Source organism: Thermoanaerobacter sp. RKWS2 (genome assembly GCF_026240795.1).
Lineage (GTDB): Bacteria > Bacillota > Thermoanaerobacteria > Thermoanaerobacterales > Thermoanaerobacteraceae > Thermoanaerobacter > Thermoanaerobacter ethanolicus.
Genome location: NZ_CP110888.1, coordinates 1,128,463 through 1,151,627, shown reverse-complemented (window position 1 = coordinate 1,151,627; position 23,165 = coordinate 1,128,463). Strand labels below are relative to the sequence as shown.

Below are 23,165 nucleotides of genomic sequence, written 5' to 3'. Positions count from 1 at the left end.
CAGGTTATAATACTTGTTTACATTATATCACAAAAAAAGTAAATACACAACGAAAAAATGAAATTAAAAGTTTAGAAAATTTTATAAAATAAAAATGCCCTAAAAGCTTCATTTAAAAGCTTTTAAGGCTTGTTGTAAAAGATACAATCATGTCTTTTCCCCTTATTCCTCTACAAAATACCTTTCTTCACGAATATCAAGGATTATCTTTATAATTTTATCTGTCAATAATTCGAAAATTTTTTCACCTTTTTCTTTTGTTGCAAGAGTAGCGTCTCCAGACATGGCATTTTCATAAAGTACTTTTCCTCTGTCTTTAAAGTAAACCCTATAAAGAGGCTTTTTTAAATTTTTTGTCGCTTTATCCATTTGAACAAGTCTTTCATCGTAATATAAAATGGCAGATGTTTCATCTTCTCCTGCATGGCCTTGACCTTGTGTAATAGTAAGTATTTCCTTTGTAAAGTCCAGCCACCAATTTATTGTTAAAACTACCATTCCAAGCTGGACTAGCTTTTCACTGGCAAGATTGAGAGCATTTATGTTTCCCCCATGTCCGTTTAAAAAAATAAGTTTTTTAAGTCCATTTTCATATAAGCTTTTACCCACTGCATACACGTACTCCGCTAATACTTCTGAAGGCACATGAATTGTGCCAGGGTAGACAGATAAGTCGTAACTTTGCCCATAAGGTATTTCAGGTGCAATCCACACATAATCGCCAATTTTTCTTTCAATCATTTCACAAAAAAGTCTAGGCGAAAAAATATCAGTTCCCAAAGGAAGGTGATGTCCATGAGCCTCAACAGAGCCTACAGGAATTATAACTATATCTGATTTTTGCAAGTTTTTTTGAAAGTCATCAGAAGCATAGTTTATTAAATACATGTAACTTCTCTCCCTATTTTGATTATTACAAATTAAGGATATCATAATTCAAATCAAATTTAAATATACCTACATGCTACAATTATTTTTCTTCAAGTCGTTTTTTTCTTTCAAGATATTCCTCTTCGCTTATTTCCCCTCTTGCATATCTTTCTTTTAAAATTTCTATCGCATCCCTCTCTTTGTTTCTATTTTTTGTGCCTCGAAATAATGATATAATAAAGTATATTGCAGCAACTATTAAACCTATCTCTATTGCCATCCAGACAATGCTCCAAATAAATCCACCTATGCCATATCCCCAACCCCAGCCATACATCATTCTCATCATAATATTTTCCCTCCTTTCTTCCTTTCAAAAATAATTATACACCGCCATTATGAAAAACTTATGAACCAGTTTTTATAGGGGAATTTTAACAGTAAACTTACTCCCTTTATTTATCTCGCTTTCAACGTTTATTTTGCCTCCATGGGCTAGTACTATGGCTTTTGCAATCGAAAGCCCTATTCCACTTCCACCTGTTTCACGATTTCTTGATTTTTCTCCTCTGTAAAACCTTTCAAAAATAAAAGGAATATCATCTTTTGATATACCCATTCCATTATCTTCTACAATAAATACTGCATAATCGCCATCTTTATAAAAGTCTATTTTTATTTTGCCACCTACAGGAGTATATTTATTTGAATTTGATATTAGGTTAACGAAGACCTGTGCTATCCTGTCCTTATCACCAAACAACATAATGTTATCTTCTATGTTCTTTACAACTTCTTGTTCTTTTTCAGCAAAAGATGCTTCAAAATTTGTTAAAATGTTCTTTACTAATTCGCTTACGTCAAATTTGATTTTATTAAGCTTTAACATGTCAGATTCAAATTTATTCAATGTTTCAAGGTCTTTTACAATGTTTATAAGTCTTAAGACTTCTTCATTTAAACTTTTCAGTCTTTCATGCGTCGGCTCCCAAACCCCATCAAGCATTGCTTCAATATGACTCTGCAATGTTGTCAATGGTGTTCTAAGCTCATGTGCAATGTCAGAGGTCATTTGTTTTCTTAGTATTTCTTGATTTTTTAAAGATTCTCCAAGGTGGTTTATTGCCGCTGTGAGCTTAAATAGCTCTTCTTCTTTAGGTATATCATATACCTTTGCAGTAAAATCACCTTTTTCAAGCTTTTTAGCAACTTCCGTAATATTAACTAACGGTCTTGTAATATAATTTGACACATAAATACTTATAATCAATGCTATAAAAATAGCTATCACCGTTGCTATAACATTATATCTGCTAATGTCATATAAAAACTTAAAATCCAAGTCACTCATCATCATCGGCCCATAATAAATTATATCCACATATCCCACTGTTTTTTCATCCACAATGATGGGAAGAGTTTTTTCAGAAATATTTTTCTTATTCCATTTTCCCATCATATTCATCATATATGACATTGAAGAAAAATCCCATATAATCTTACCATCTTTATCTCTAAGTCTTAATCCATACCCTTCCATCATAGCTGCATGACCAATTTCACGCCCTGTTGTACTTTTCCAACCTCCCTCAGATTTATACACTGCAGCAAGAGTGTTAGCTATATTGCTAAATTCTTTATCTGTTGACTTTGTAACATAATTTCCAAAGCTATTTATTATTAAGATGTTTGTTGTAATACTTACAATAACAATCGATATAAGAGCTATTGAAATAAATACAATAGCCGTCCTTGTTCTTAAATTATTTCTAAACATTTCCATCACCAAATTTATATCCAACACCATACACCGTTTTAATATACACTGGATTTTTCGTATCGTCTTCAATTTTTTGTCTTAAATTTTTAATATGTGCATCAATCGTCCTGTCATAGCCTTCATAGTCAAATCCCATAACTTTTTCAATTAATTCTTCTCTTGTAAAGACTCTGTTAGGATTGCGAATTAAAAACTTTAAAATTTTAAATTCGTTTGGAGTGAGATTTACAACTACTCCTTTTTTCTTCACCGTGTGTGCTTTAAAATCGACCACAAGGTCATCATTATTAAAAGACATTACTTCAGCAAGAGGTACATCATCACTTGTCCTCCTTAATATTGCCTTTACTCTCATAACCAATTCACGTGGGCTGAATGGTTTTGTAAGATAGTCATCAGCACCTATGGAAAATCCATTAATTTTATCACTTTCTTGAACTTTTGCTGTAAGCATCAATATCGGAACATTGGAAAACTGCCGTATTCTCTTGCACAGTTCCTCTCCTGAAATACCTGGCAACATAAGATCAAGTATAACAAGATCCGGTTTTTCTTTTTTAATGTATTTAAAACGTTATTGCCATTGGTTTCGGTAATAACGCTAAATCCCTCATGCTCAAGATATGACTTTACAACTTCCAGTATTTTTATTTCGTCATCAACAACAAATATCTTTTTACCCATTTTTCAACCACCCTTTATCATTTTATTGTAAAATTATGAATAATGTATGAAAATAGCTTGATAAATTTCTTTCTTCATATATTATACATCACGGCTTATGAAAATCTAACCATCTATTTTTAGAAATCATTCTAATTAAGCTGTATTTACCAACAGTTTATATCTTTTTTCTCTTCATATTTTCTTCAAAAGTAAGTTTTAAAATAAAGGTGAAAGCAAGTTAACAATTTTTCGATAAATAGGGATGTGCAAAATTAATAAAAATAATCACGATCAAAAACCAGAATATGTATGATATACAATATATAGTAATCAAAACTGACAATAAAACATAAAGAAAGTGGTAAGGGAAAAGAAAAGACAAAAAGAGGAGCTAAAAAAGGGCATAAATATCCTGTAGAAGTCAAATGTTAAAAAATGGCATGAACTAAATTCAGTAAAAGTTAAGCCGATTGCATCAGACCAATAAGGGACTTAAACTCATCAAATTTACCCAGTTTAATAGCTACAATAGCGACAGTAAGCAAAGTAATATGGCCAAAAGTATTAAGGTTGCTGACAGAATTAATATTTCTAACATAAGCCTTTTCAAAATCCAGAGCTTTAAATCGAGAATTATATCTTTCTGATTCTACTCTTAGTCTATAGACAGCCTTAAAATATAGGGAGTCTCTATTAATAGAAGACCTATAATCAGAAGATATAATAGCATACTTAGTACAGCCTCTATGCTTTTTGCCATTAAAATATTTAGGATGCTTTATAGGGCAGGCAGAGTCATCTTTAGAATTACAGAACTTGCAAACAAATTTTTGCTTAATAAAACCATCAAAATACTGCTTGCCGTCTTTGAGCATTTTAATACCTGCTTCACAAACGATATAACCATCATCAGTCAGTGGGGGATTTTTAGAATTACGCTTGTTAAGAGGAATAAAACAATGACCATGGAGAGTATCTCTAACAAAATTATAAACTCTCTTAACATCATACCCCTTATCGGCAATAAAATTAACATACTTAAGGTTAAACCACTTATTAGTCTTTTCAAGTAAAGACAAAGCAACTTCAAAATCGGGGACATCAGCGGGAGTAGTAGTTTCAGCGATAGGCAATCCAGAGATAGCATCAACAATAATATGATTTTTATAGCCCCAATAAAACTTATAACGTTTATTAGAAGAATCATTAGAAGCAGAATAAACGCCTAATTTACAATCCTTATCAGACTTAGGCTGATTATCTTTAGAGAATTTATTTTTAGAAAAAGACTTAGGGTTATTTAACTTAGTGTTAGCTTTAATAGGGGTAGAGTCCATGGAAATAAACTCACCAGAGATAATGCCCATATTTTTGAGGATATTGACTTGATTTTGAAAGATAGAGGTCAAATAATCATGAGAGAACTCATTAATAAAACGGCGGAAAGTCCAATAAGAAGGAAGAGGTTTAAGGATGTTAAAGCCACAAAGATGAGCAATGATAAGATTATTGCGGAGATAATCTAAAAGGTCAGAAATTGTACCGAATCTTTCAGCTTTCATAACAATAAAAGCTCTAAACATTGCATGATGAGAATAACCCTTACGGCCAGGACTAGAGGAAGGGAATTCAGGTATTGAAGACAAGTCTAGATTTTTAAACATAGAAGAATAGAAATCAATTTTAGACAGAGAAGTAAAGAGTTCAGGTATATTTAAAAGTAATTGAAGCTGGTACATGTAGGATTTCCCCCTCCTTAAAAAATATTTTTATGCGGTATATATAATAATTCGACAAATGGGAGGGGAAATCCTACATAAAAGATAAAAAATTCAAGAGTGATAGGAAAAAAGTATGTCTGTAGAATGGCTTAAATGAAGGCTTCTGAATTTTGCACAAGTCTATTTCGATAAATAGAAAGGAGTTGAAAAGTATGGGTCTTATATTAATCTTGGCAATTGGCTTTTATTTGTACAAAACAGGTGACCTGCAAAGAATGATTAATAATTTACATGAAACCAAAAATTACCAAACAAACGAAGCAAAAAGAATACTCGATATACGCTTGGCTAAAGGTGAAATTACAGAAGAAGAGTATAACAAATTAAAAAGTATTTTGTAAAATTTAAATATTTAGAGAGGAGGAGAAAATAATGTTTGGAGGATATATGATGGGTGGTTTAGGTCGTTGGTTTGGAGGATATTATCCTTGTGGTTATGGAACTTGGTTCGGCGGTGGACTTACCAATATATTGTTCTTAATTTTAATAGGTGTAGTAATTTACTTGCTAGTAAAACAGATTAGAAATGTTAACTTTTTTAAAAAACACGATACAGATCCTAATAATGAAGCATTAGAAATTGCCAAGTTAAGATACGTTCGAGGTGAAATTACTTCAGACGAATATACAGAAATAGTAAAAATGTTAAAAAAATAAGCTAAATAATTTGACATTATTGTTGTTTACATTGCTCCTATTGACATTTTATGATAAATTTTTTACAATATATTGAGTAAAGGGGAGTAGTTCGCATAGCTTATATGTGGTAAAGTCAACATATCGGGAAACCCTGGCTTTACTTTAAAGAACGAGACCTTTACATAATATGTTTTACATATTATGTGAAGGTCCTAATTTATTTATAGAGCAAATATAATAGTTGGGGAGGCAATAAAATGGAGGCACTTGTCACATCATTTGTCCTTATCTTTACTTCTGAGATGGGAGATAAGTCACAGCTCATGTCAATGGCCTTTGTTACTCTTTTTAAAGTAAGGACTGTTCTTATAAGTATATTTATCGCAGCCTTAATAAACAATGGTATTGCTGTGATATTTGGTTCGTATATCACCGAATACATTCCCATTTTTTATATAAAATTTTCAGCTGCTTTATTATTTTTGTTTTTTGGAATTTCAACTTTAATAGAGGAAGAAACAAAACAGGAAAAAATAAAAAATTCAAAATACGGTCCTGTTGCAACTATTATAAGTACATATGTACTATCAGAATTTGGAGACAAAACGCAATTGGCTGCTATAGCTTTGACTGCATCATACAACAGTCCTCTGTACATATTAATAGGCACTACTCTTGGAATATTTTTAGCAGATGTATTAGGGATAATTGTAGGCATTTATTTTAATAAAAGAATCCCTTCAAAATATTTAAAATATCTATCTTCTTTCATATTCATCGCCTTTGGTCTTTCTACTTTGTATAAATTGTTTTTCTAAGTCAAAAACGGGTACTTAAATTGTACCCGTTTTTGACCCTCTCATCGGAAGTTTTACCTGCCGTAACAGAAAACCATATTGCCTATTCTTGCCGCTATAGGAAGTGACCACAACCACGCATTAGTAGAACTTTGGTCAAAATAATACAAGGCTCCGTTTGTTGGGTCAACACCACTTAACGCATCTCTTGCTGCACTTATAGCGTCAGCTGAGGCAGGTCTATTTATCCACCCATTTAACACAGGAGTAAATTGGTAATTTCCGTATGCATCGACTTGATATATCACGTCTTTTATAGTATTAGGGAAAATACCACTTTTAACTCTGTTTATTACTACGGCCGCAACTGCTACTTTAGCCTGGTATGGTTCTCCATCTGCTTCCGCGGTAACAAGTCGCGCAAGGAGGTCAAATTCCTCTTTTGTGTAGGGTATTACACCCCTTTCAATAGAACCTCTGCTGACATCCTGATATGTCCTATTAGAAGAAGTATCACGGGGTATAATAAAGACTTGTCCAGGATATATTATGTCGCTTTTGTATCCGTTTGCAGATTTGAGCATATCAACAGTAATACCGTATTTTAAAGCAATTAAGTACAAGCTGTCACCTTTTTGGACAACATATGTGTTATCACTGCCCGGCACTTGTAAAACTTGCCCTGGATATATTATTGTATTTTGAAGGCCGTTTAAAGACATCAGCTTAGTATAGGTAGTCCCGTATTTTTGACTTATACCCCATAAGGTATCGCCGGGTTTAACTGTGTAAGTTGCGGCAAATACTGATTGGGAAATAAACAATCCGGCTATAACTGATGCGATGAGAGGTTTGACCTTGATGCGAATATTAAACATGTTGTTCCCCCTTTTGCCTCCGAGGTTAGTTGACGGGTTCGGGTTAGGGACACCCTACCACAAAAGTGGATTCACCCCAATTTAGTTCCCCCGTACCCCTTATCGGGGATTCGGCATATTTTTAACTAAATTATAGCCGGATATTTAACTTGTGTCCATATTAAACTGGTGGAAAGATAGGTACTTACTGGCACTCACTGTAACCACAGAAAGGACAGAAAACACAACCTCCCTCATGAACCAATTTAGCACCGCAATCCGGACATGTAAACACATTTACATTATTTTGATCAGCTTTATTTTCTTTTAGCTGTTTTTTATCCTCTGCCACTTGGTTTTTCATTTTAATCACCTCTATATATTGTTGTATTATTATAATACCACACAATATATAGAATTTCAAGAGCAAAGTTCGATAAAAAAATAACATCACCTTAAAGGCAATGTTATGGTAAATTCACTACCTTTCCCTACTTCACTTTTTACAGTGACACTTCCTTTGTGTTCCTCAATAATCCACTTAGCAATAGCTAATCCCAATCCTGCCCCACCTGTCTCCTTGGCTCTCGCTTTGTCTACTCTGTAAAACCTATCAAAAATATGTGGAATATCTTCTTGTGGTATACCTATGCCATCATCTTTAATTTTTATATAGGCTTTTGAATTATCTTTCCCCACATCAATTTCTATATTGCCATCTGAAGAAGTGTATTTTGCTGCATTGTCTAAAAATATCCTTATAAGCTCTTTAATGAGTTTTTTGTCAGCCGTTATATTTATGTCATTTTGCCCTTTTACAACTATATTTTTGCTTTCATTTAACATTTTTATTTCCTCTGCAACTTCTTTTATTACATCCTTTAAATTAAATTGTTCCTTATTTAACTTTATTGACTTATTATCTCCTTTTGCCAACAAAAGGAGTCTTTCAATGAGATGCTCCATGTCTAACGTTTCTCTTTTAATCGCCTCTATAGCCTCTTGCAATACGGCTTTGTCCTCTTTTCCCCATCTATCCAACATGTCAATATACCCTTTTATTACAGAAATTGGGGTTCTAAGTTCGTGAGAAGCATCAGAGACAAACATGTTCTGCCTTTTAAAAGAATCTTCCAACCTATCCAGCATGTCATTAAAGGTTTTTGCCAATCTTGTAAGTTCATCGTCTTCTCCATATATTTTAAGTCTTTTATTTAACCCATGGGCATCTATCTCTCTTACTTCTTTTGTCATATAATCCACAGGTCTTAAAGCCCTCTTTGTAACGAAATATCCTGCAATAAAGGACACAAAAATTCCTGCCGCATCCGCAAAAAACATCAAAATAAAAAGTAGCTTCAAAAACAAATATTCATTTTCCATGTCTTTTATCACTTGAATATAGAACACTTTATCATCGCTTTTAAAAATGGTATTGAGGTAAGTCAAATCCTTATCATATTTGTCAATTTTAACAGGAATATCTATGTTTACATCATGAGGAATATTAATTCTTTCTAATCTTTTAGAAGAATAGATGACATTCCCTTTTTCATCAAATATTTTTGTATAAATATTTTCATTTGGTATGCTTGAAAAAATCAAATCTTTTTCAGATAAATTGACGTCCCCTTTTATTTCCCCCAGTTTACTTTTTATAGCCTCTGCCTGGCTTGTTACTTGGTCCATTGCTTGGTATATTAAATAATATTTTAAGCCGTAAAGCACAGAAGCATTAAGCGCAACCAATATTACTGAAAAAACTACAGAATAAAGAAGAGCTATCCTTAAAGTTATGCGGCGGGGCCACAGTTTAATCTTCATCCTTATCCTCCTTCAAAGTGTACCCCACTCCTCTTATGGTGTGGATTAACTTCCGGTCAAAGGGGTCGTCAATCTTGCTCCTTAAATACCTTATATATACATCCACTATGTTAGTATCTCCATAATAATCATAACCCCACACACACTCAAGGATTTTTTCCCTTGTCAAAGCAATATTCGCATTTTTAATTAAAAACTCTAAAAGGTCAAATTCTTTTTTTGTAAGTTCAATTTTTATACCCGCTCTTCTTACTTCATGAGTTGTCAAATCCATAGTGATGTCGCTATATCTTAACACATCTTTTTTAAGATGCGGCTTTTTCTTTCTCAAAGCAGCCCTCACTCTTGCAAAAAGCTCTTCTATAGAAAAGGGTTTTGTCACATAGTCATCAGCTCCAATGTCAAGTCCTTCCACTTTGTCTTTTACTTCGTACTTGGCAGTAAGCATTATAACAGGTATGTCAGAATGTTCTCTTATTTTTTTTAAAACTTCAAATCCATCAATTCCCGGAAGCATTATGTCCAAAAGCACAAGGTCATAATCTCCTTCTAATGCCTCCTTTAAGCCAGAAGGTCCATCGTAAGTCACAGTGACAGTATATCCTTCATGTTCAAACTCCAATTGTAAAAAACGGGCTATGTGCTTTTCATCCTCTATGATAAGTATCTTTTCTTTCATCATTCATCACCAATGATATTATAGCATATCAAAGGTTTTATAAAAATCTGGATATGAAATATTTACACATTCAGCATTTTTTATCTTAGTTTCTCCTTCTGCTATAAGTCCAGCAACCCATAAAGACATGGCAATCCTGTGGTCGTTGTAACTTTCCACTGTATTTCCTCTTAAAAAACCCGTCCCTTCTATAATCATCCCATCTTCTGTTTCAAAAATTTTTGCTCCCATTTTCTTTAATTCTGAAGTGATTGTATTTATTCTATTGCTTTCTTTTACTTTTAACTCCTCGGCATCTTTTATCACTGTTTTCCCTTCTGCGAAGGCTGCTGCAACTGCTATTACTGGAATTTCATCAATAAGCCTTGGAATAAGACTTCCTCCAATTTCAATTCCTTTTAGCCTTGAAGTCTTAACTGTTATATCCGCTACTTTTTCATTGTTTATAGTTCTTTCATTTGTTAAGACAATGTCTCCTCCCATCTCTTTTATCACATCGATAATACCAGTCCTTGTAAGATTTACATTTACATTTTTTATAGTAACCTCCGAATTTGGAACGAGAGTTGCAGCAACAATAAAATATGCTGCTGACGATATATCCCCTGGTACAATAACTCTCTGCCCTTGTAATTTGTAGCCAGGGTAACAAGTTATTTTTGTGCCATTTACATCCACTTTAGCACCAAAAGAACTAAACATGAGTTCCGTGTGATTTCTTGAAGGGTAAGGCTCTTCAATAGTCGTTTTATCATCAGCGTAAAGGCTTGCCAACATTATGCTGGACTTAACCTGTGCACTGGCAATTGGCATTTTGTAATATATGCCTTTAAGTTTGTTTCCAAAAACCGTAAGAGGTGCAAAATTTCCTTCTCTTGCTTCTATTTTCGCTCCCATCATACTAAGAGGAGTTATCACTCTTCCCATAGGGCGTCTCTTTATAGAATCATCACCTGTAAGCGTTGTCTCAAACTTTTGACCAGCGAGAATACCCATCAAAAGCCGAATGGTAGTACCCGAATTTCCTACATCAAGGATTTTTTCGCTTTTATTTAAATAAAGCCCTTTTCCATGAACTTTAACATTTGTCCCTTTTAATTCAATGTCAACTCCTAAATTCTTCATACAATTAATAGTAGATATACAATCTTCTCCTAAAAGAAAATTTTCAATTTCTGTAATCCCTTCTGCAATTGACCCAATCATTACAGCTCTATGGGATATTGACTTGTCTCCAGGGACTGAGATAATACCTTTTAAAAATCTTTTCTTTTTAACTTCAATATCCATAACAACACCTCAAGTTATAGTGTTTCGATATTTTCTTGCATCTTCAAGAAACTTTTGTATGGTGTCAATATCGTCATTTTCTAAATAACAAATAAAGTCACTTAGGACTTCCCTGTAATTTTTTAGTAACTCCAAAATAACTTCTTTGTTTGTACAAATTATGTCTTTCCATATTTCAGTCTGAGACAAGGCAATTCGCGTAGTATCTTTAAACCCACCAGCTGCGTATTTAAATGCTTCACTGCATTTATCATGAGCAAAATTCGTAAGGGTAGCAGAAAGAATATGAGGTACATGACTTATTATTCCGACAATGGCATCGTGTTTATTATAATCCATTATTACCGGTTTTGCACCTATTTTTATTATTACTTCATTTATAAATAAATCTAAAACATCTTCCTTTACATTATCAAAAGGTGTCAACAAATAATTAGAGTTGACAAATAAATCTGCATCAGCGTTATCATAACCTGCCTTCTCTGTGCCAGCCATAGGATGGCCCCCGATGAAAAAATTTCATCGGGTAAAAATTTTTGCACTTCTTCCATTATAATTTTTTTTGTACTTCCAACGTCAGTTACAATACAACCTTTTTTTAAATAAGGAAGTATATTTTTAGCCTTTTCAGCAACTTTTCCAACAGGCGTGCATATAAAAACTACATCAGCATCTACTTGAAAATCAAGGTCTGTCATGCCGTAAGAAATTACTCCTTCTTCTAATGATTTTTGTAAACTGTCTCTATTTATATCAACACCAATAATGTCTATATCTGTGTATTTTTTTAATGCTTTTGCCATTGATCCCCCTATAAGACCCAATCCTACAATAACCGCATTTTTTATCATACAAAATCACGCCCTACTGCTTTAGCGATAACCTTTATGTCCTCACACAAAGTCTCAAAATTTTCAGGAGTAAGGGATTGAGCCCCATCGGATAATGCATTTTTAGGGTCTGGATGTACCTCAATAATGAGGCCATCGGCTCCTGCTGCTATAGCGGCTTTAGCCATAGGAGCTACAAGGTGCCATTTCCCAGTCCCGTGACTGGGATCAACAACTATAGGCAAATGGCTCAACTTTTTTATGGCTGGGACTGCACTTAAATCCAAAGTATTTCGCGTATAAGTTTCAAACGTCCTTATCCCTCTTTCACAAAGGATGACGTCTTTATTACCCTCGCTTAGGATATACTCCGCAGCACTTAACCACTCTTCTAATGTTGCCGCAAGTCCTCTCTTTAATAAAACAGGCTTGTTGATTCTACCAACTGCTTTAAGTAATGGAAAATTTTGCATATTTCTTGTACCTATTTGTATAACATCAGCGTATTCCGCCACTAGTTCAACTGAATGGACATCCATAACTTCTGTAACAATCTTAAGTCCAGTAAGTTCTTTAGCTTCTTTTAGCATCTTTAAGCCTTCTTCTTCAAGGCCTTGGAAGGAGTAAGGTGATGTTCGCGGTTTAAATGCTCCTCCTCTTAAAAATTGAGCTCCCGCTTTTTTAACAGCCATAGCACTTTCAAAGAGTTGTTCTCTGCTTTCTACCGCACAAGGGCCCGCCATTATAACTATGTTGCTTCCACCAATTTCGATGTCTTCTACTTTTACCACAGTTGGCTCTGGTTTAAATATCTTACTAGCAAGTTTGTAAGGCTCCACAATAGGAATGACTTTTTCTACTCCCTCCATCATTTCTACAGCCTTACCTTCTAATTTTTTCTTATCACCTATAACACCTATGACTATTTTTTCTTCACCTTTTGAAATGTGGTAACCTAAACCAAGAGATGTTAAAAGATTTGTAATATCAGAGATTTGCTTATCAGTGGCATCAATATTCATAACAATTACCATTTTCAATTCCTCCATTCTACCGTTCTACTTAAATTTAGGATATGAACCTAATACTTTTAAAAAATCCGTTCTACCTTTTAACTCCTCTAAGGCACTCTTTACTATTTCATCTTCTCTATGCCCCTCAATGTCCACCCAAAAAACATATTCCCCAAGTTTTTTCCTTGAAGGTCGAGATTCTATTTTTGTCATATTGATTTTTTTGTTGGCCAAAACCCCTAAAGCGTTATATAAACTGCCTGGAACATTTGGGACAGAAAAGACTATTGATGTCTTGTCTTTCCCTGTGACAACCCCGTCCCTTTGAGAAAGGACCAAAAACCTTGTATAATTTTCTTTTACATCTTGTATGTCCCTATCAATTATTCTCATACCGTAAATAACAGCTGCTCTTTCAGGACCTATCGCCACTACTCCAGGTTTAGATTTGACACCTAAGACTGCTTGGGCAGTACTGTCTGTAGCTTTTATTTCCGCATTGGGAAATTTTTTAGATATATATTCCCTGCACTGAGCAATTGCCTGCTGATGAGAAAGTATACAATGTACATCTTTAAATTCAACTGGAGCATCCGAAATCAAGCAATGGGAAATAGGTATTATCATTTCTCCTTTTATCATTATCCCATTTGCGTCGTTTATCAGCATATCTACGGCAATATTTACAGAACCTTCGATAGAGTTTTCAATAGGAATTACTGCCTCTTCGCATAAGCTATTGCTTATACAATTTATGACTTCCGGAATGGTGTTAAACTCTACAACTTCACAGTTTTCAACACCTTGTGTGTATTTTATAACAGCTTCTTCAGAAAATGTTCCTTTAGGACCCAAATAGCCAATTTTCATCCAACACCCCCTTGCAAATTATAATATTAGTGATATTTTAATACTTTGCATAAGTAGAGTCAAGTAAATTTTTCATAAAGTCTAAAAAAGATAAAGAAAAAAGCGGTTACCCGCTTATTTTAAAACTTTTAAGATTTCTTCCTCTTTAACAGTCGTAACTTCAGCTTTTCCTAAACCACGAAGAAGAACAAAATTTATTTTGGCTTCTCTACTCTTTTTATCAAGTTTTATAGCCTCTACGATGTCTTCTTTGTGCAAATCCTCATAATCTGTAGGTAATCCTGTCCTTTGTATTAAAGAAAAAATTCTTTCAAAATATTTTTCATCAATATACCCTAAATTTAATGCAAGTTTACAAGCGTATACCATACCTATAGCAACAGCTTCACCGTGAATATACCTCTCATAACCTGTTAAAGCTTCAATGGCATGTCCTATTGTATGGCCAAAATTTAATATTGAACGCAGGTTTTCTTCTTTTTCATCAAGAGATACGATTTTCCCTTTTATTTCGCAAGATTTTTTGATTATATGCCTTAATTTATCTTCTTCTAAATCTAAAATTTCATAAATGTTGCTTTCAATATACTCAAATAAACTAAAATCCCATATAATACCATATTTGATTATTTCAGCTAATCCACCAAGTATTTCTCTTTTATCTAACGTGTTTAAAACGGCGGTGTCTATATATACCATTTTAGGTTGATGAAAAGCTCCTATTATGTTTTTGCCTTTTTTAGATTGACTGCTACTTTGCCCCCTACACTGCTATCAACCTGCGCCAACAAAGTCGTAGGAATTTGCACAAAGTCTATTCCCCTCATGTAAGTTGCTGCGACAAATCCCGCTATGTCTCCTACAACGCCTCCTCCAAGAGCTATAACTGAACTGTCTCTTAAAAGTCCATAGTCATAAGCTTTTTCAAGAAGCCTTTGTGCCATTTCCATTGTTTTACTTGTTTCCCCTGCAGGAATAACTTCATATGACACATCAAAACGACTTTTTTTAAGACTTTCATTGAGTTTTTCAAAATACAAAGGATAAACATTAGAATCAGTTATTATAAATGTTTTACTACTTCTTACATGTTTCTTTACTATTTCTCCTAATTTATCAAAAGAATCATAGGCAAAATAAATAGGATAAGACCTTTCTTTTAAATCAACTGTTATAAAATCCAAAGTTCACACCTCACACTTTTTTATTTTCAGACAGACAAAGGGGACGGTTCCTTTTATCTGAATTTTAAGTTGAAATCGGACGGAAGGAACCGTCCCCAGTGTTTGAACTTTTGTTTGGAAAAATTGTTTACTTTATTATTATACAACATTAAATACATAAAAGTAAGCAGTTTTTAAACTTCTTCTGGCTCTTTATCAAAATAATAGAGGTACATGTCTTCAAATTCTGGTTCTACTGATTATTAAAAAACAAAAAAGGACAGTCTCTTTTACTGCCCTCTTGATTCATTATAGCATTTTTTCAAACTCTTCAAGCAATTTTTCAAAAACATCCAAAGCTTCGTTTACTGGTTTTGGAGTAGTTAAATCTACTCCTGCCTTCTTTAAAAGGTTTAAGGGATAATCAGAACTTCCGCTCTTTAAAAACTCCTTATACCTTTCTACAGCTTTTCCCCCTCATTTAATATCATCTGAGAAATAGCTATTGCCGCAGAAAATCCAGTAGCATATTTATAGACATAGAAATTTCTATAAAAATGTGGGATTCTCGCCCACTCATAGCTTATTCCTTCATCTACTACTATGTCATCTCCATAGTAGAGCTTATTTAATTCATAATATTTTTTGTTTAACACTTCCGCTGTAAGAGGTTCTCCTCTTTCTGCCATTTCGTGTATGAGTTTTTCAAACTCAGCAAACATAACTTGCCTATAGACTGTTCCTCTAAATTCCTCAAAGAAGTGGTTCAAAAGATAAAGTTTTTCTTTTTCATCTTTAGAATTTTTCAAAAGATAATTCATAAGTATAGCTTCATTGCAGGTAGAAGCTACTTCTGCCACAAAAATCTTATAACCTGCATACACATAGGGCTGTGTCGCATTTGAGTAATAGGTATGCAAAGAATGTCCCATTTCATGGGCAATTGTAAATACATCATTTAATTTGCCATGATAGTTTAAAAGTACATAAGGGTGAGTGCCATAAGTTCCCCATGAATAAGCTCCGGAAGTTTTTCCTCGATTTTCATAAACATCTACCCAACGAGAATTAAATCCTTTCCTTAGTAAATTTATGTATTCATCTCCTAACGGTTGTAGTCCTTCTAGCACGAGGTTAATTGCTTCTTCATATGTAAATTTCTTATCATATTCCTGTATCAAGGGCACATACAAGTCATACATGTGAAGTTCGTCTAAACCTAAAAGTTTCTTTTTAAGCCTCACATATCTATGTAATACATCAAGTCTACTATGTACTGTCTCTATAAGATTGTTGTAAACTTCTACACTTACATTATCTTCAAATAGTGAGGCTTCCAATGAAGAATTATATTTCCGTGTCTTCGCGTAGAAAATATCTTTCTTTACATTTCCTGCCATTGTAGAAGCAAAAGTATTTATAAATTTTTTGTATGTGTCATACATGGCGTTAAATGCGGCTTTTCTGACGTTTCTGTCTTTACTCTGCATGAAGCGTACAAAATTGCCATGAGTTAATTCTACTTCTTTGCCTTCTTCATCTTTAATAGTGGAGAATCTCATGTCAGCATTATTCAACATAGTATATACATTTGAAACAGATTCTGCCAATGTTTCTGCTTCTGCTAATATTTTTTCTTCTTCCGATGAAAGTACATGAGGTTTAAACCTGATTAAATCTTCAAGATATTGCTTATAAATCTTTAATTCTTCTAATTCTTCTATCATTTCCATTAATTTTTGTGTATCAATGGATAAAATCTCTGGAGCTATAAAAGAAGTAGCACTCATAACTTCAATATTGAGTCTCATGGCCTTGTCAGTCAAAGCTTGATATTTGGGATTAGTATTATCTTCGTCTCTTCTCATACGGGCATAGGCAAAAATTTTGCTGGCTGTCATCCCAATTTGGTCATTAAGTTTTAGTACCTCTAATAAATTTCTTGAAGTGTTAATTTTGCCTTTAAACTTTACAATTTCTTTTAAAAGCTCTTTTGTCTTGTTATAGTCTTCTTCCCACAAATTCTCATTTTCATATATATCCTCAAGTCGCCATTTATACTTATCTTCAATTTCGCTTCTATCTTTTAAAACCTCCACTTTAATCCCCCCGTTCAACTTTTTCAAATATCTCTTTCTTAAGCCTTATCCCTGTAGGAGTCTTTGCAAGTCCCCCTTCTGCAGTTTCCCTTAAAGCGTAAGGTATAGCTTTCCCTACTTTATACATAGCTTCTACCACTTCGTCAAAGGGTATGACACTGTCCATTCCTGCTATTGCAAAATCAGCGCATATCATAGCATTAAGCGCCCCAAGGGCATTTCTCTTTTCACAAGGGATTTCTACCAACCCTGCAACTGGGTCGCATACAAGCCCTAGCAAATTCATTATAGCAAAAGAAGCTGCCGTCAAACACTGTTCTGGTGTTCCCCCCATAAGTTCTACTAAAGCTGCTGCAGCCATCGCTGAAGCAGAACCTACTTCTGCTTGACATCCCCCTCAGCTCCAGATAAAGTAGCATTTTTAGCTATTATAATACCTATGCCGGTAGCAGTGAAAAGAGCTCTTGTCATATCATCATCACTTTTGCCAAATTTTCTCGCCACCGTAATAAGAGCTCCCGGAATAACTCCACTGGAACCTGCAGTAGGAGCAGCAACAATTTTACCCATAGAAGCATTTACTTCTGTCACTGCAAGAGCAGAAGCAGCAGCTTTTGCCATTGTTTCACAAGAAAGAGTATTGCCAATGATTATTCTTTCATATAGTTTTTTTGCATCTCCACCTGATAAACCACTTACTGATTTTAAATCTTCATTTAAACCTTTATTAATAGCTTCTTTCATTACTTTGAGGTTATTTCTCATCTTTTGAAAAATTGTATCAAGGTCTTCTCCTGTCTTTTCTTGCTCCGCTAGCACCACAATTTGCGATATTGGTAAGTTAAATTTTTTTGTAAGTTCTAATAGTTCATAACCATGATTAAATTGATACATTTTATACCTCCATTACATAGGATTTATTATTATGGCATTTAAAATTCCATCAATGTTTTTTATGGTTTCTTTTGCAACATCAGGTATTTTTTGGTCTGATTCTATGACCATAATAGCTTTGTCACCTTTTGAATGCCTGTACACTCTCATAAAAGCTATATTTATTTTGTAATCTGCAAAAATTTTAGTGACATTTGCCACTATCCCTGGTCTATCTATGTGATTTGTAATCAACGTTTCATATTCACCAGTAAACTCTACCTCTATGCCATTTATCTCTTTTAAAAGCACATTTCCTCCACCAATAGAACATCCTAAAATGCTGTTTTTCTGTCCACTTTTACCTGTTATTATCATTTTTACAGTATTGGGATGTGGTGATTCTTCGTCACTTTCAGTAAATTTAAACTTTATCCCTTGCTGTCTTGCTATTTCAAAAGAATGAGGCAGTTTCTCATCATCTGGGTCAAAACCTAATATCCCTGCCACAAGAGCCTTATCCGTACCATGTCCCCTATATGTACGGGCAAAAGATTCATACAATACAAATTCCACTTCTGATATATCCTCTTCCACAATTTCTCGAGCAATTTTCGCAAGCCTTGCGGCCCCTGCTGTATGAGAACTGCTGGGTCCAATCATCACAGGCCCCATAATATCAAATACACTGTATTCTCTCATACAAAATCCCCTTACGTAAAAGTTTTCTTAACTATATTGTACCTTTAGCCCTATAAAAATGCAATAGAACAATAAGCCAGTAAATCTGACTTATTGCTTTTTTATTTGCAATTTTTTTATATTTAAGGGTTTTAGCTTATTATGCTTGATTAGCACCTCTTTAAAAGCTACGTCAATAGTCGTACCTTTTTGATACTCTAAATATACTTCTTCAAAAAATTCTTTGCCGAATTTTTCAAATAAAAGTTCTATATATTCATCTGTATTTTCTTCATCATATGAGATTTTTCCAAAAACAAAATTTTTGCCCTTAGACCATTTTAACTTCATGATTTTTTACTCTTCCTTTATCAAAACAGCTCTTGTAGGGGAGGCTTCGGCACCTCTAATTTTTAAAGGCGCAGCATATAAGAAATATTCTCCTTCTTCTACATCTTTTAACCGTAGTCCCTCAAGAATAACTATACCTGCTCCTAAAAGAATCTTGTGAGTTTCATGCTCCGGCTGATTTCTCTCAATTCCTAATGCATCAATACCTACACCAATTACACCTTTTTCTTTTAAAAACTGGGCACCGCTTTTATCTAAATAGACAAATTCAAAATCGAAATCCTCTCTAAAAGAATTTCTTGTTTTAAATATTATAAAATCTCCTTTTTGAATGTCTTTACTTGCAAGGTCTTCCGATGTTATTTTATCAGATATATTTGTAAAGTCAAATACTTTACATTTAGTTATAACCTTATTGAGGTCTATATTTTCTACTGTATCTCCTCCCCTAATCATGTGTAGAGGAGCATCAATATGCGCTCCTGTATGCATGTCCATGCTAATACAGGACTCTCTCACATCGCCACTATCAACAGTAATAGTATGTTTAGGCCTTTTTTCTTTTTTATTTTTGTAAACAGTCATATTTTCGTGAATTTCCATTGAAATATCGTATATTTTCATTTAATTTACCCCCTTCTTTTATACATTCCACCACATTCTATTGTCCCTTAGTAACAGCTCATTTGCTTCTTTAGGTCCCCAGGTCCCTGGCTGATAATTAGGAAAGTCAGGCGTTTTGTCTTTCCATGCTTCAGCAATAGCATCTACAAACTTCCAAGAATATTCTACCTCATCCCATCGCGTAAATAAAGTAGAATCTCCTCTCATGACATCGTAAAGAAGTCTTTCATAAGCTTCTGGAGAATTATTTGAAATCTGGCAATTTTGACAAAAATCCATATCTACAGGTTGTATGGTGATATCTCCTGCCCCAGGAACTTTTGCATTAAATTGAAGCTTTACACCTTCCTCAGGTTGAATTTTTATAACTAATAAATTTGGCAATAAATTTTTATATTCTTTAAAATACAAGATTCCTGGCAACGGTTTGAACTGTATTACAATTTGTGTAGACTTTTCCGGCATTCTTTTGCCTGTGCGAATGTAGAAAGGTACTCCTGCCCAGCGAAAATTTTCCACATGCACTTTCAAAGCTACAAATGTCTCTGTATTAGAAGTAGGGGAAACTTTGTCTTCTTGTCTATATCCTGCATACTGCCCTCTCACAACATTTTTCTCAACAGCCTCTGGAGTAAATATCTCCAAAGACTTCAGAACTTTTACCTTCTCGTCTCTTATAGATTCTGTATCGAGGTTTACAGGCGGTTCCATTGCCGTTAAAGTTAGAAGTTGAAGCATGTGATTTTGTACCATATCTCGTAACGCCCCGGCTTTTTCATAATACCCACCGCGATTTTCTATTCCGACTATTTCATTTGAAGAAATCTGAACATTATCAATATACCTTCTGTTCCACACAGGTTCAAAAAATACATTAGCAAATCTAATTATCATTATGTTCTGAAGCATCTCTTTTCCCAGATAATGGTCTATCCTGTAGGTATTCCTTTCCGTGAAAACATCAGTTATTATTTTATTTAATTTCCGTGCCGATTCCAAATCTTCTCCAAAAGGTTTTTCTATGACCACCCTTTGCCAGGAAGTCTCATTATTTACCATACCATGCCTATAGAGTTTTTCAACAATTATACCGAAATATTCTGGAGCTACTGCAAGATAGTATACCCTATTGCCCTTTGTATTGTATTTTTCATCAAGTTCTTTTAAAAAAGAACTTAATTCCATATAGCCATTATCATATACAAAGTCAAATCTCTTATAATATATCCTTTCACTTAAATCTTGCCAAACTTTTTCATCAATGTCAAATCTCGAATAATTTTTAACGGACTCTAATACTTCCTTCCTATATTGTTCCTCTGTTTTGTCTCTTCTTCCTATGGATACAACAGCAAAATTTTCAGGAAGAATTTTTTGGTATTTCAAATTGTACAAAGCAGGCATAAGTTTTCTGTGAGTCAAATCCCCTGTCCCGCCAAATATAACCATTATATTAGATATATTATTTTTAACCATAAAACCACCTCTATTAATTCTTTTCCACCGCATGTCCTCCAAACTCATTTCTCAAAGCAGCTACAACCTTTCCTGCAAATGTATCTTCTTGCTCTGAACGATATCTCATAAATAAAGACTGTGCAATTACAGGCACTGGCACTTTGAGGTTTAAAGCTTCTTCTACCGTCCAGAGTCCTTCTCCAGAAGAGTGCATTACTCCTTTTATCCCAGACAATTTAGGGTCTTTTTCAAAAGCTTTTTCCATAAGCTCCATAAGCCATCCACGAATCACTGACCCATGACTCCAAACTCTGGCCACTTCTTTTAAATCAAAATCAAACTGACTTTTCTCTAAAACCTCAAACCCTTCTCCTATAGCTTGCATCATTCCGTATTCTATGCCGTTGTGAACCATTTTTGCAAAATGTCCTGAGCCGTTTTTGCCTGTATGTAAATAACCGTTTTCCGCACTTATATCCCTAATTAGAGGTTCAATATATTTAAAGACCTCATCTTCTGCTCCTATCATGGTGCAAGCCCCATGTCTTGCTCCTTCAATTCCTCCACTTGTGCCTACATCTACAAAATCAATTTCTTTTTCTTTAAGCATCTCATACCTTCTTAAAGTATCTTTATAGTAGGAATTGCCGCCGTCTATTATGATGTCATGTTCTTCAAGCAAGGGAACTAATTTTTCTATCATTTCGTCAACAGGGTCTCCTGCAGGTACCATAAGCCATATTATTCTTCTCCTTTCAAGTTTTTTTACTAAATCTTCAATTGTATAAGCTCCTTTTATTCCTTCCTTTTCAGCCTCCTTTATTTTCTCAGGTGACCTGTTATATGCCACTACCTCATGCCCATGGTCTCTCATATTTAAAGCAAGATTAAATCCCATTCGTCCTAATCCAATTAAACCTACCTTCATATAAATCCTCCTTAATAATAATTATTGTTGTATAATATTTTTTACTTAGGGTGTTATATAATTATATCACACATTTTAAAAATTTAAATGACGAAAATCACATGCTTTCATTTAAAAAGCAAGGAAAAACCCTGCTTAATACCTTTACACTATTATTTTCCCTTGTTTTTATCTGCAATATAACAAATTTTAAAAAGGGACCTATTTTAGTCCCTTTTACCTTATTCTTAAATACACTTTTAAATAATTTATCATATTTTTAGCATTTTCTTCATAGGTGTCTATATAAATATTTTTTCCATCAATTGTATAACTAAAATCCGTAAAACCTTGATTCATAAGGTACTCTTTTACAGAGTTTTCCCCTAAATCTCCTTGTGCAATAAGGATTTTTTCTCCCACATATTTCCCATTTACATATATACTAAATGTATCTGTAGGTACTTTTAAATTTGCATTTCCATTGTCTGGTGTAACAATTATACCAGGCGCTATGGAATTTTGCCCGTATGGATAATTCAACATTAAACATCACCTCTACTTTATTTTACTCAAAAGAATTTAACATATTCTTAACAAAAAGCGGATTGTTTTATAATCTACAATCATTTATAATAATTTGTGAATAAACAAAAAGGGGGATGTTACGTGTCAAAAAATAAAAAAATTTTGTATTTTATATGTACTGGCAATTCCTGTAGAAGTCAAATGGCAGAAGGTTTTGGCAAATATTATGGAAAAGATGATTTTGAAGTATATAGTGGTGGTGTAGAAGCTCACGGTTTAAACCCAAAAGCTGTACAAGTTATGAAGGAAATAGGAATTGACATAAGCAATCAAACTTCCGATTTATTGGATGAAAATATCCTTTTTAAAGCAGATTATGTGATAACTTTATGTGGTGATGCAAGAGATAAATGTCCTGCTTTGCCTCCTTCAATAAAAAGCCTCCATTGGGACTTAGAAGACCCTGCAAGAGCAACAGGCACAGAAGAAGAAGTTTTAAATAAATTTCGTGAAATAAGAGATATAATAAAAGAAAATGTAAAAAATTTGATAGAAGACATAAAAAAGCACTCGCACTAATCACGA

Annotated in this window: 21 protein-coding genes, 5 pseudogenes and 1 riboswitch; of the genes and pseudogenes, 4 read left to right on the top strand and 22 right to left on the bottom strand. The window is 33.8% G+C overall.

All coding sequences use genetic code 11. The annotated features are described in order from the left end of the window. Window positions 1-162 precede the first annotated feature (162 nt). The 5 genes and pseudogenes from OEI98_RS05830 to OEI98_RS05810 all read right to left on the bottom strand — a co-directional run bounded on the left by OEI98_RS05830 (window position 163) and on the right by OEI98_RS05810 (window position 5,055). Window positions 163-888, bottom strand: coding sequence for a creatininase family protein (locus OEI98_RS05830; RefSeq protein ID WP_004401860.1), 726 nt, complete (start codon window positions 886-888; stop codon window positions 163-165). 82 nt (window positions 889-970) lie between these two features. After that, window positions 971-1,219 carry an SHOCT domain-containing protein gene (locus tag OEI98_RS05825; protein ID WP_003870953.1) on the bottom strand — a complete coding sequence of 83 codons (249 nt, stop codon included), beginning with the start codon at window positions 1,217-1,219 and terminating at the stop codon, window positions 971-973. Between the two features lie 72 nt (window positions 1,220-1,291). Further along, a complete protein-coding gene (locus tag OEI98_RS05820; protein ID WP_004404054.1) occupies window positions 1,292-2,677 on the bottom strand; it encodes a sensor histidine kinase in 1,386 nt (461 codons plus the stop codon). Then, window positions 2,640-3,334, bottom strand: a pseudogene (locus OEI98_RS05815) (response regulator transcription factor). Before OEI98_RS05815 ends, OEI98_RS05820 begins: the two are co-directional and overlap by 38 nt. 443 nt (window positions 3,335-3,777) lie before the next feature. Then, window positions 3,778-5,055 carry a transposase gene (locus OEI98_RS05810; RefSeq protein ID WP_266037972.1) on the bottom strand — a complete coding sequence of 426 codons (1,278 nt, stop codon included), beginning with the start codon at window positions 5,053-5,055 and terminating at the stop codon, window positions 3,778-3,780. A 194-nt stretch (window positions 5,056-5,249) separates the two neighbouring features. Between OEI98_RS05810 and OEI98_RS05805 the strand changes: the two genes are divergently transcribed. The 3 genes from OEI98_RS05805 to OEI98_RS05795 all read left to right on the top strand — a co-directional run bounded on the left by OEI98_RS05805 (window position 5,250) and on the right by OEI98_RS05795 (window position 6,554). Continuing rightward, window positions 5,250-5,438 carry an SHOCT domain-containing protein gene (locus tag OEI98_RS05805; protein ID WP_003868304.1) on the top strand — a complete coding sequence of 63 codons (189 nt, stop codon included), beginning with the start codon at window positions 5,250-5,252 and terminating at the stop codon, window positions 5,436-5,438. 31 nt (window positions 5,439-5,469) lie between these two features. Continuing rightward, a complete protein-coding gene (locus OEI98_RS05800; RefSeq protein WP_003869451.1) occupies window positions 5,470-5,754 on the top strand; it encodes an SHOCT domain-containing protein in 285 nt (94 codons plus the stop codon). A 239-nt stretch (window positions 5,755-5,993) separates the two neighbouring features. Then, window positions 5,994-6,554 (top strand): TMEM165/GDT1 family protein, encoded by a 561-nt coding sequence (locus OEI98_RS05795; protein ID WP_266040180.1) that lies wholly within the window; start codon window positions 5,994-5,996, stop codon window positions 6,552-6,554. A gap of 53 nt (window positions 6,555-6,607) precedes the next feature. Here OEI98_RS05795 and OEI98_RS05790 read toward each other — a convergent pair whose 3' ends face one another. The 17 genes and pseudogenes from OEI98_RS05790 to OEI98_RS05710 all read right to left on the bottom strand — a co-directional run bounded on the left by OEI98_RS05790 (window position 6,608) and on the right by OEI98_RS05710 (window position 22,598). Beyond that, on the bottom strand, window positions 6,608-7,411 hold the full coding sequence (locus tag OEI98_RS05790; protein ID WP_004404048.1) for a cell wall hydrolase: 804 nt from the start codon (window positions 7,409-7,411) through the stop codon (window positions 6,608-6,610). Next, window positions 7,411-7,537, bottom strand: a riboswitch (cyclic di-AMP (ydaO/yuaA leader). Its footprint overlaps the gene before it by 1 nt. Before the next feature lie 58 nt (window positions 7,538-7,595). Then, on the bottom strand, window positions 7,596-7,754 hold the full coding sequence (locus tag OEI98_RS05785; protein WP_019907605.1) for a hypothetical protein: 159 nt from the start codon (window positions 7,752-7,754) through the stop codon (window positions 7,596-7,598). A gap of 86 nt (window positions 7,755-7,840) precedes the next feature. Continuing rightward, the gene (locus tag OEI98_RS05780) at window positions 7,841-9,214 is read right to left on the bottom strand and encodes a sensor histidine kinase (RefSeq protein ID WP_006570511.1); all 1,374 of its coding nucleotides are present in this window, start codon (window positions 9,212-9,214) and stop codon (window positions 7,841-7,843) included. Then, window positions 9,204-9,896 carry a response regulator transcription factor gene (locus OEI98_RS05775; protein WP_006570512.1) on the bottom strand — a complete coding sequence of 231 codons (693 nt, stop codon included), beginning with the start codon at window positions 9,894-9,896 and terminating at the stop codon, window positions 9,204-9,206. The genes OEI98_RS05780 and OEI98_RS05775 overlap by 11 nt, the downstream gene beginning before the upstream one ends. Window positions 9,897-9,911: 15 nt before the next feature. Beyond that, entirely contained in the window at window positions 9,912-11,183 is a 1,272-nt protein-coding gene (gene aroA / locus OEI98_RS05770) for a 3-phosphoshikimate 1-carboxyvinyltransferase (RefSeq protein ID WP_004404037.1), read from the bottom strand. Between the two features lie 9 nt (window positions 11,184-11,192). Next, a pseudogene (locus tag OEI98_RS05765) lies at window positions 11,193-12,034 on the bottom strand (prephenate dehydrogenase). After that, window positions 12,031-13,047, bottom strand: coding sequence for a 3-deoxy-7-phosphoheptulonate synthase (gene aroF / locus OEI98_RS05760; RefSeq protein WP_003869459.1), 1,017 nt, complete (start codon window positions 13,045-13,047; stop codon window positions 12,031-12,033). The pseudogene OEI98_RS05765 and the gene aroF overlap by 4 nt, the downstream one beginning before the upstream one ends. 24 nt (window positions 13,048-13,071) lie before the next feature. Next, a complete protein-coding gene (pheA, locus tag OEI98_RS05755; protein WP_266040176.1) occupies window positions 13,072-13,896 on the bottom strand; it encodes a prephenate dehydratase in 825 nt (274 codons plus the stop codon). A gap of 114 nt (window positions 13,897-14,010) precedes the next feature. Beyond that, window positions 14,011-15,080 (bottom strand): annotated as a pseudogene (gene aroB, locus OEI98_RS05750) (3-dehydroquinate synthase). A gap of 288 nt (window positions 15,081-15,368) precedes the next feature. After that, window positions 15,369-17,158 (bottom strand): annotated as a pseudogene (gene pepF / locus OEI98_RS05745) (oligoendopeptidase F). A 1-nt stretch (window position 17,159) separates the two neighbouring features. Next, a pseudogene (sdaAA, locus tag OEI98_RS05740) lies at window positions 17,160-18,052 on the bottom strand (L-serine ammonia-lyase, iron-sulfur-dependent, subunit alpha). A gap of 12 nt (window positions 18,053-18,064) precedes the next feature. Next, a complete protein-coding gene (sdaAB, locus tag OEI98_RS05735; protein ID WP_004404013.1) occupies window positions 18,065-18,733 on the bottom strand; it encodes an L-serine ammonia-lyase, iron-sulfur-dependent subunit beta in 669 nt (222 codons plus the stop codon). A 90-nt stretch (window positions 18,734-18,823) separates the two neighbouring features. Further along, window positions 18,824-19,063, bottom strand: a complete 240-nt coding sequence (locus OEI98_RS05730; RefSeq protein WP_214495941.1) for a hypothetical protein — start codon at window positions 19,061-19,063, stop codon at window positions 18,824-18,826. Window positions 19,064-19,069: 6 nt separating this feature from the next. Next, window positions 19,070-19,687 carry a cyclase family protein gene (locus OEI98_RS05725; protein ID WP_019907603.1) on the bottom strand — a complete coding sequence of 206 codons (618 nt, stop codon included), beginning with the start codon at window positions 19,685-19,687 and terminating at the stop codon, window positions 19,070-19,072. Between the two features lie 18 nt (window positions 19,688-19,705). After that, window positions 19,706-21,163, bottom strand: coding sequence for a glucose-6-phosphate dehydrogenase (zwf, locus tag OEI98_RS05720; RefSeq protein WP_004404007.1), 1,458 nt, complete (start codon window positions 21,161-21,163; stop codon window positions 19,706-19,708). A 13-nt stretch (window positions 21,164-21,176) separates the two neighbouring features. After that, the gene (gene gnd / locus OEI98_RS05715; protein WP_004404005.1) at window positions 21,177-22,073 is read right to left on the bottom strand and encodes a phosphogluconate dehydrogenase (NAD(+)-dependent, decarboxylating); all 897 of its coding nucleotides are present in this window, start codon (window positions 22,071-22,073) and stop codon (window positions 21,177-21,179) included. A 216-nt stretch (window positions 22,074-22,289) separates the two neighbouring features. After that, the gene (locus tag OEI98_RS05710) at window positions 22,290-22,598 is read right to left on the bottom strand and encodes a hypothetical protein (protein WP_003869468.1); all 309 of its coding nucleotides are present in this window, start codon (window positions 22,596-22,598) and stop codon (window positions 22,290-22,292) included. Between the two features lie 123 nt (window positions 22,599-22,721). On the opposite strand from OEI98_RS05710, the gene arsC reads away from it, so the two are divergent. Beyond that, window positions 22,722-23,159 carry an arsenate reductase (thioredoxin) gene (gene arsC / locus OEI98_RS05705; RefSeq protein ID WP_003868630.1) on the top strand — a complete coding sequence of 146 codons (438 nt, stop codon included), beginning with the start codon at window positions 22,722-22,724 and terminating at the stop codon, window positions 23,157-23,159. Window positions 23,160-23,165 lie beyond the last annotated feature (6 nt).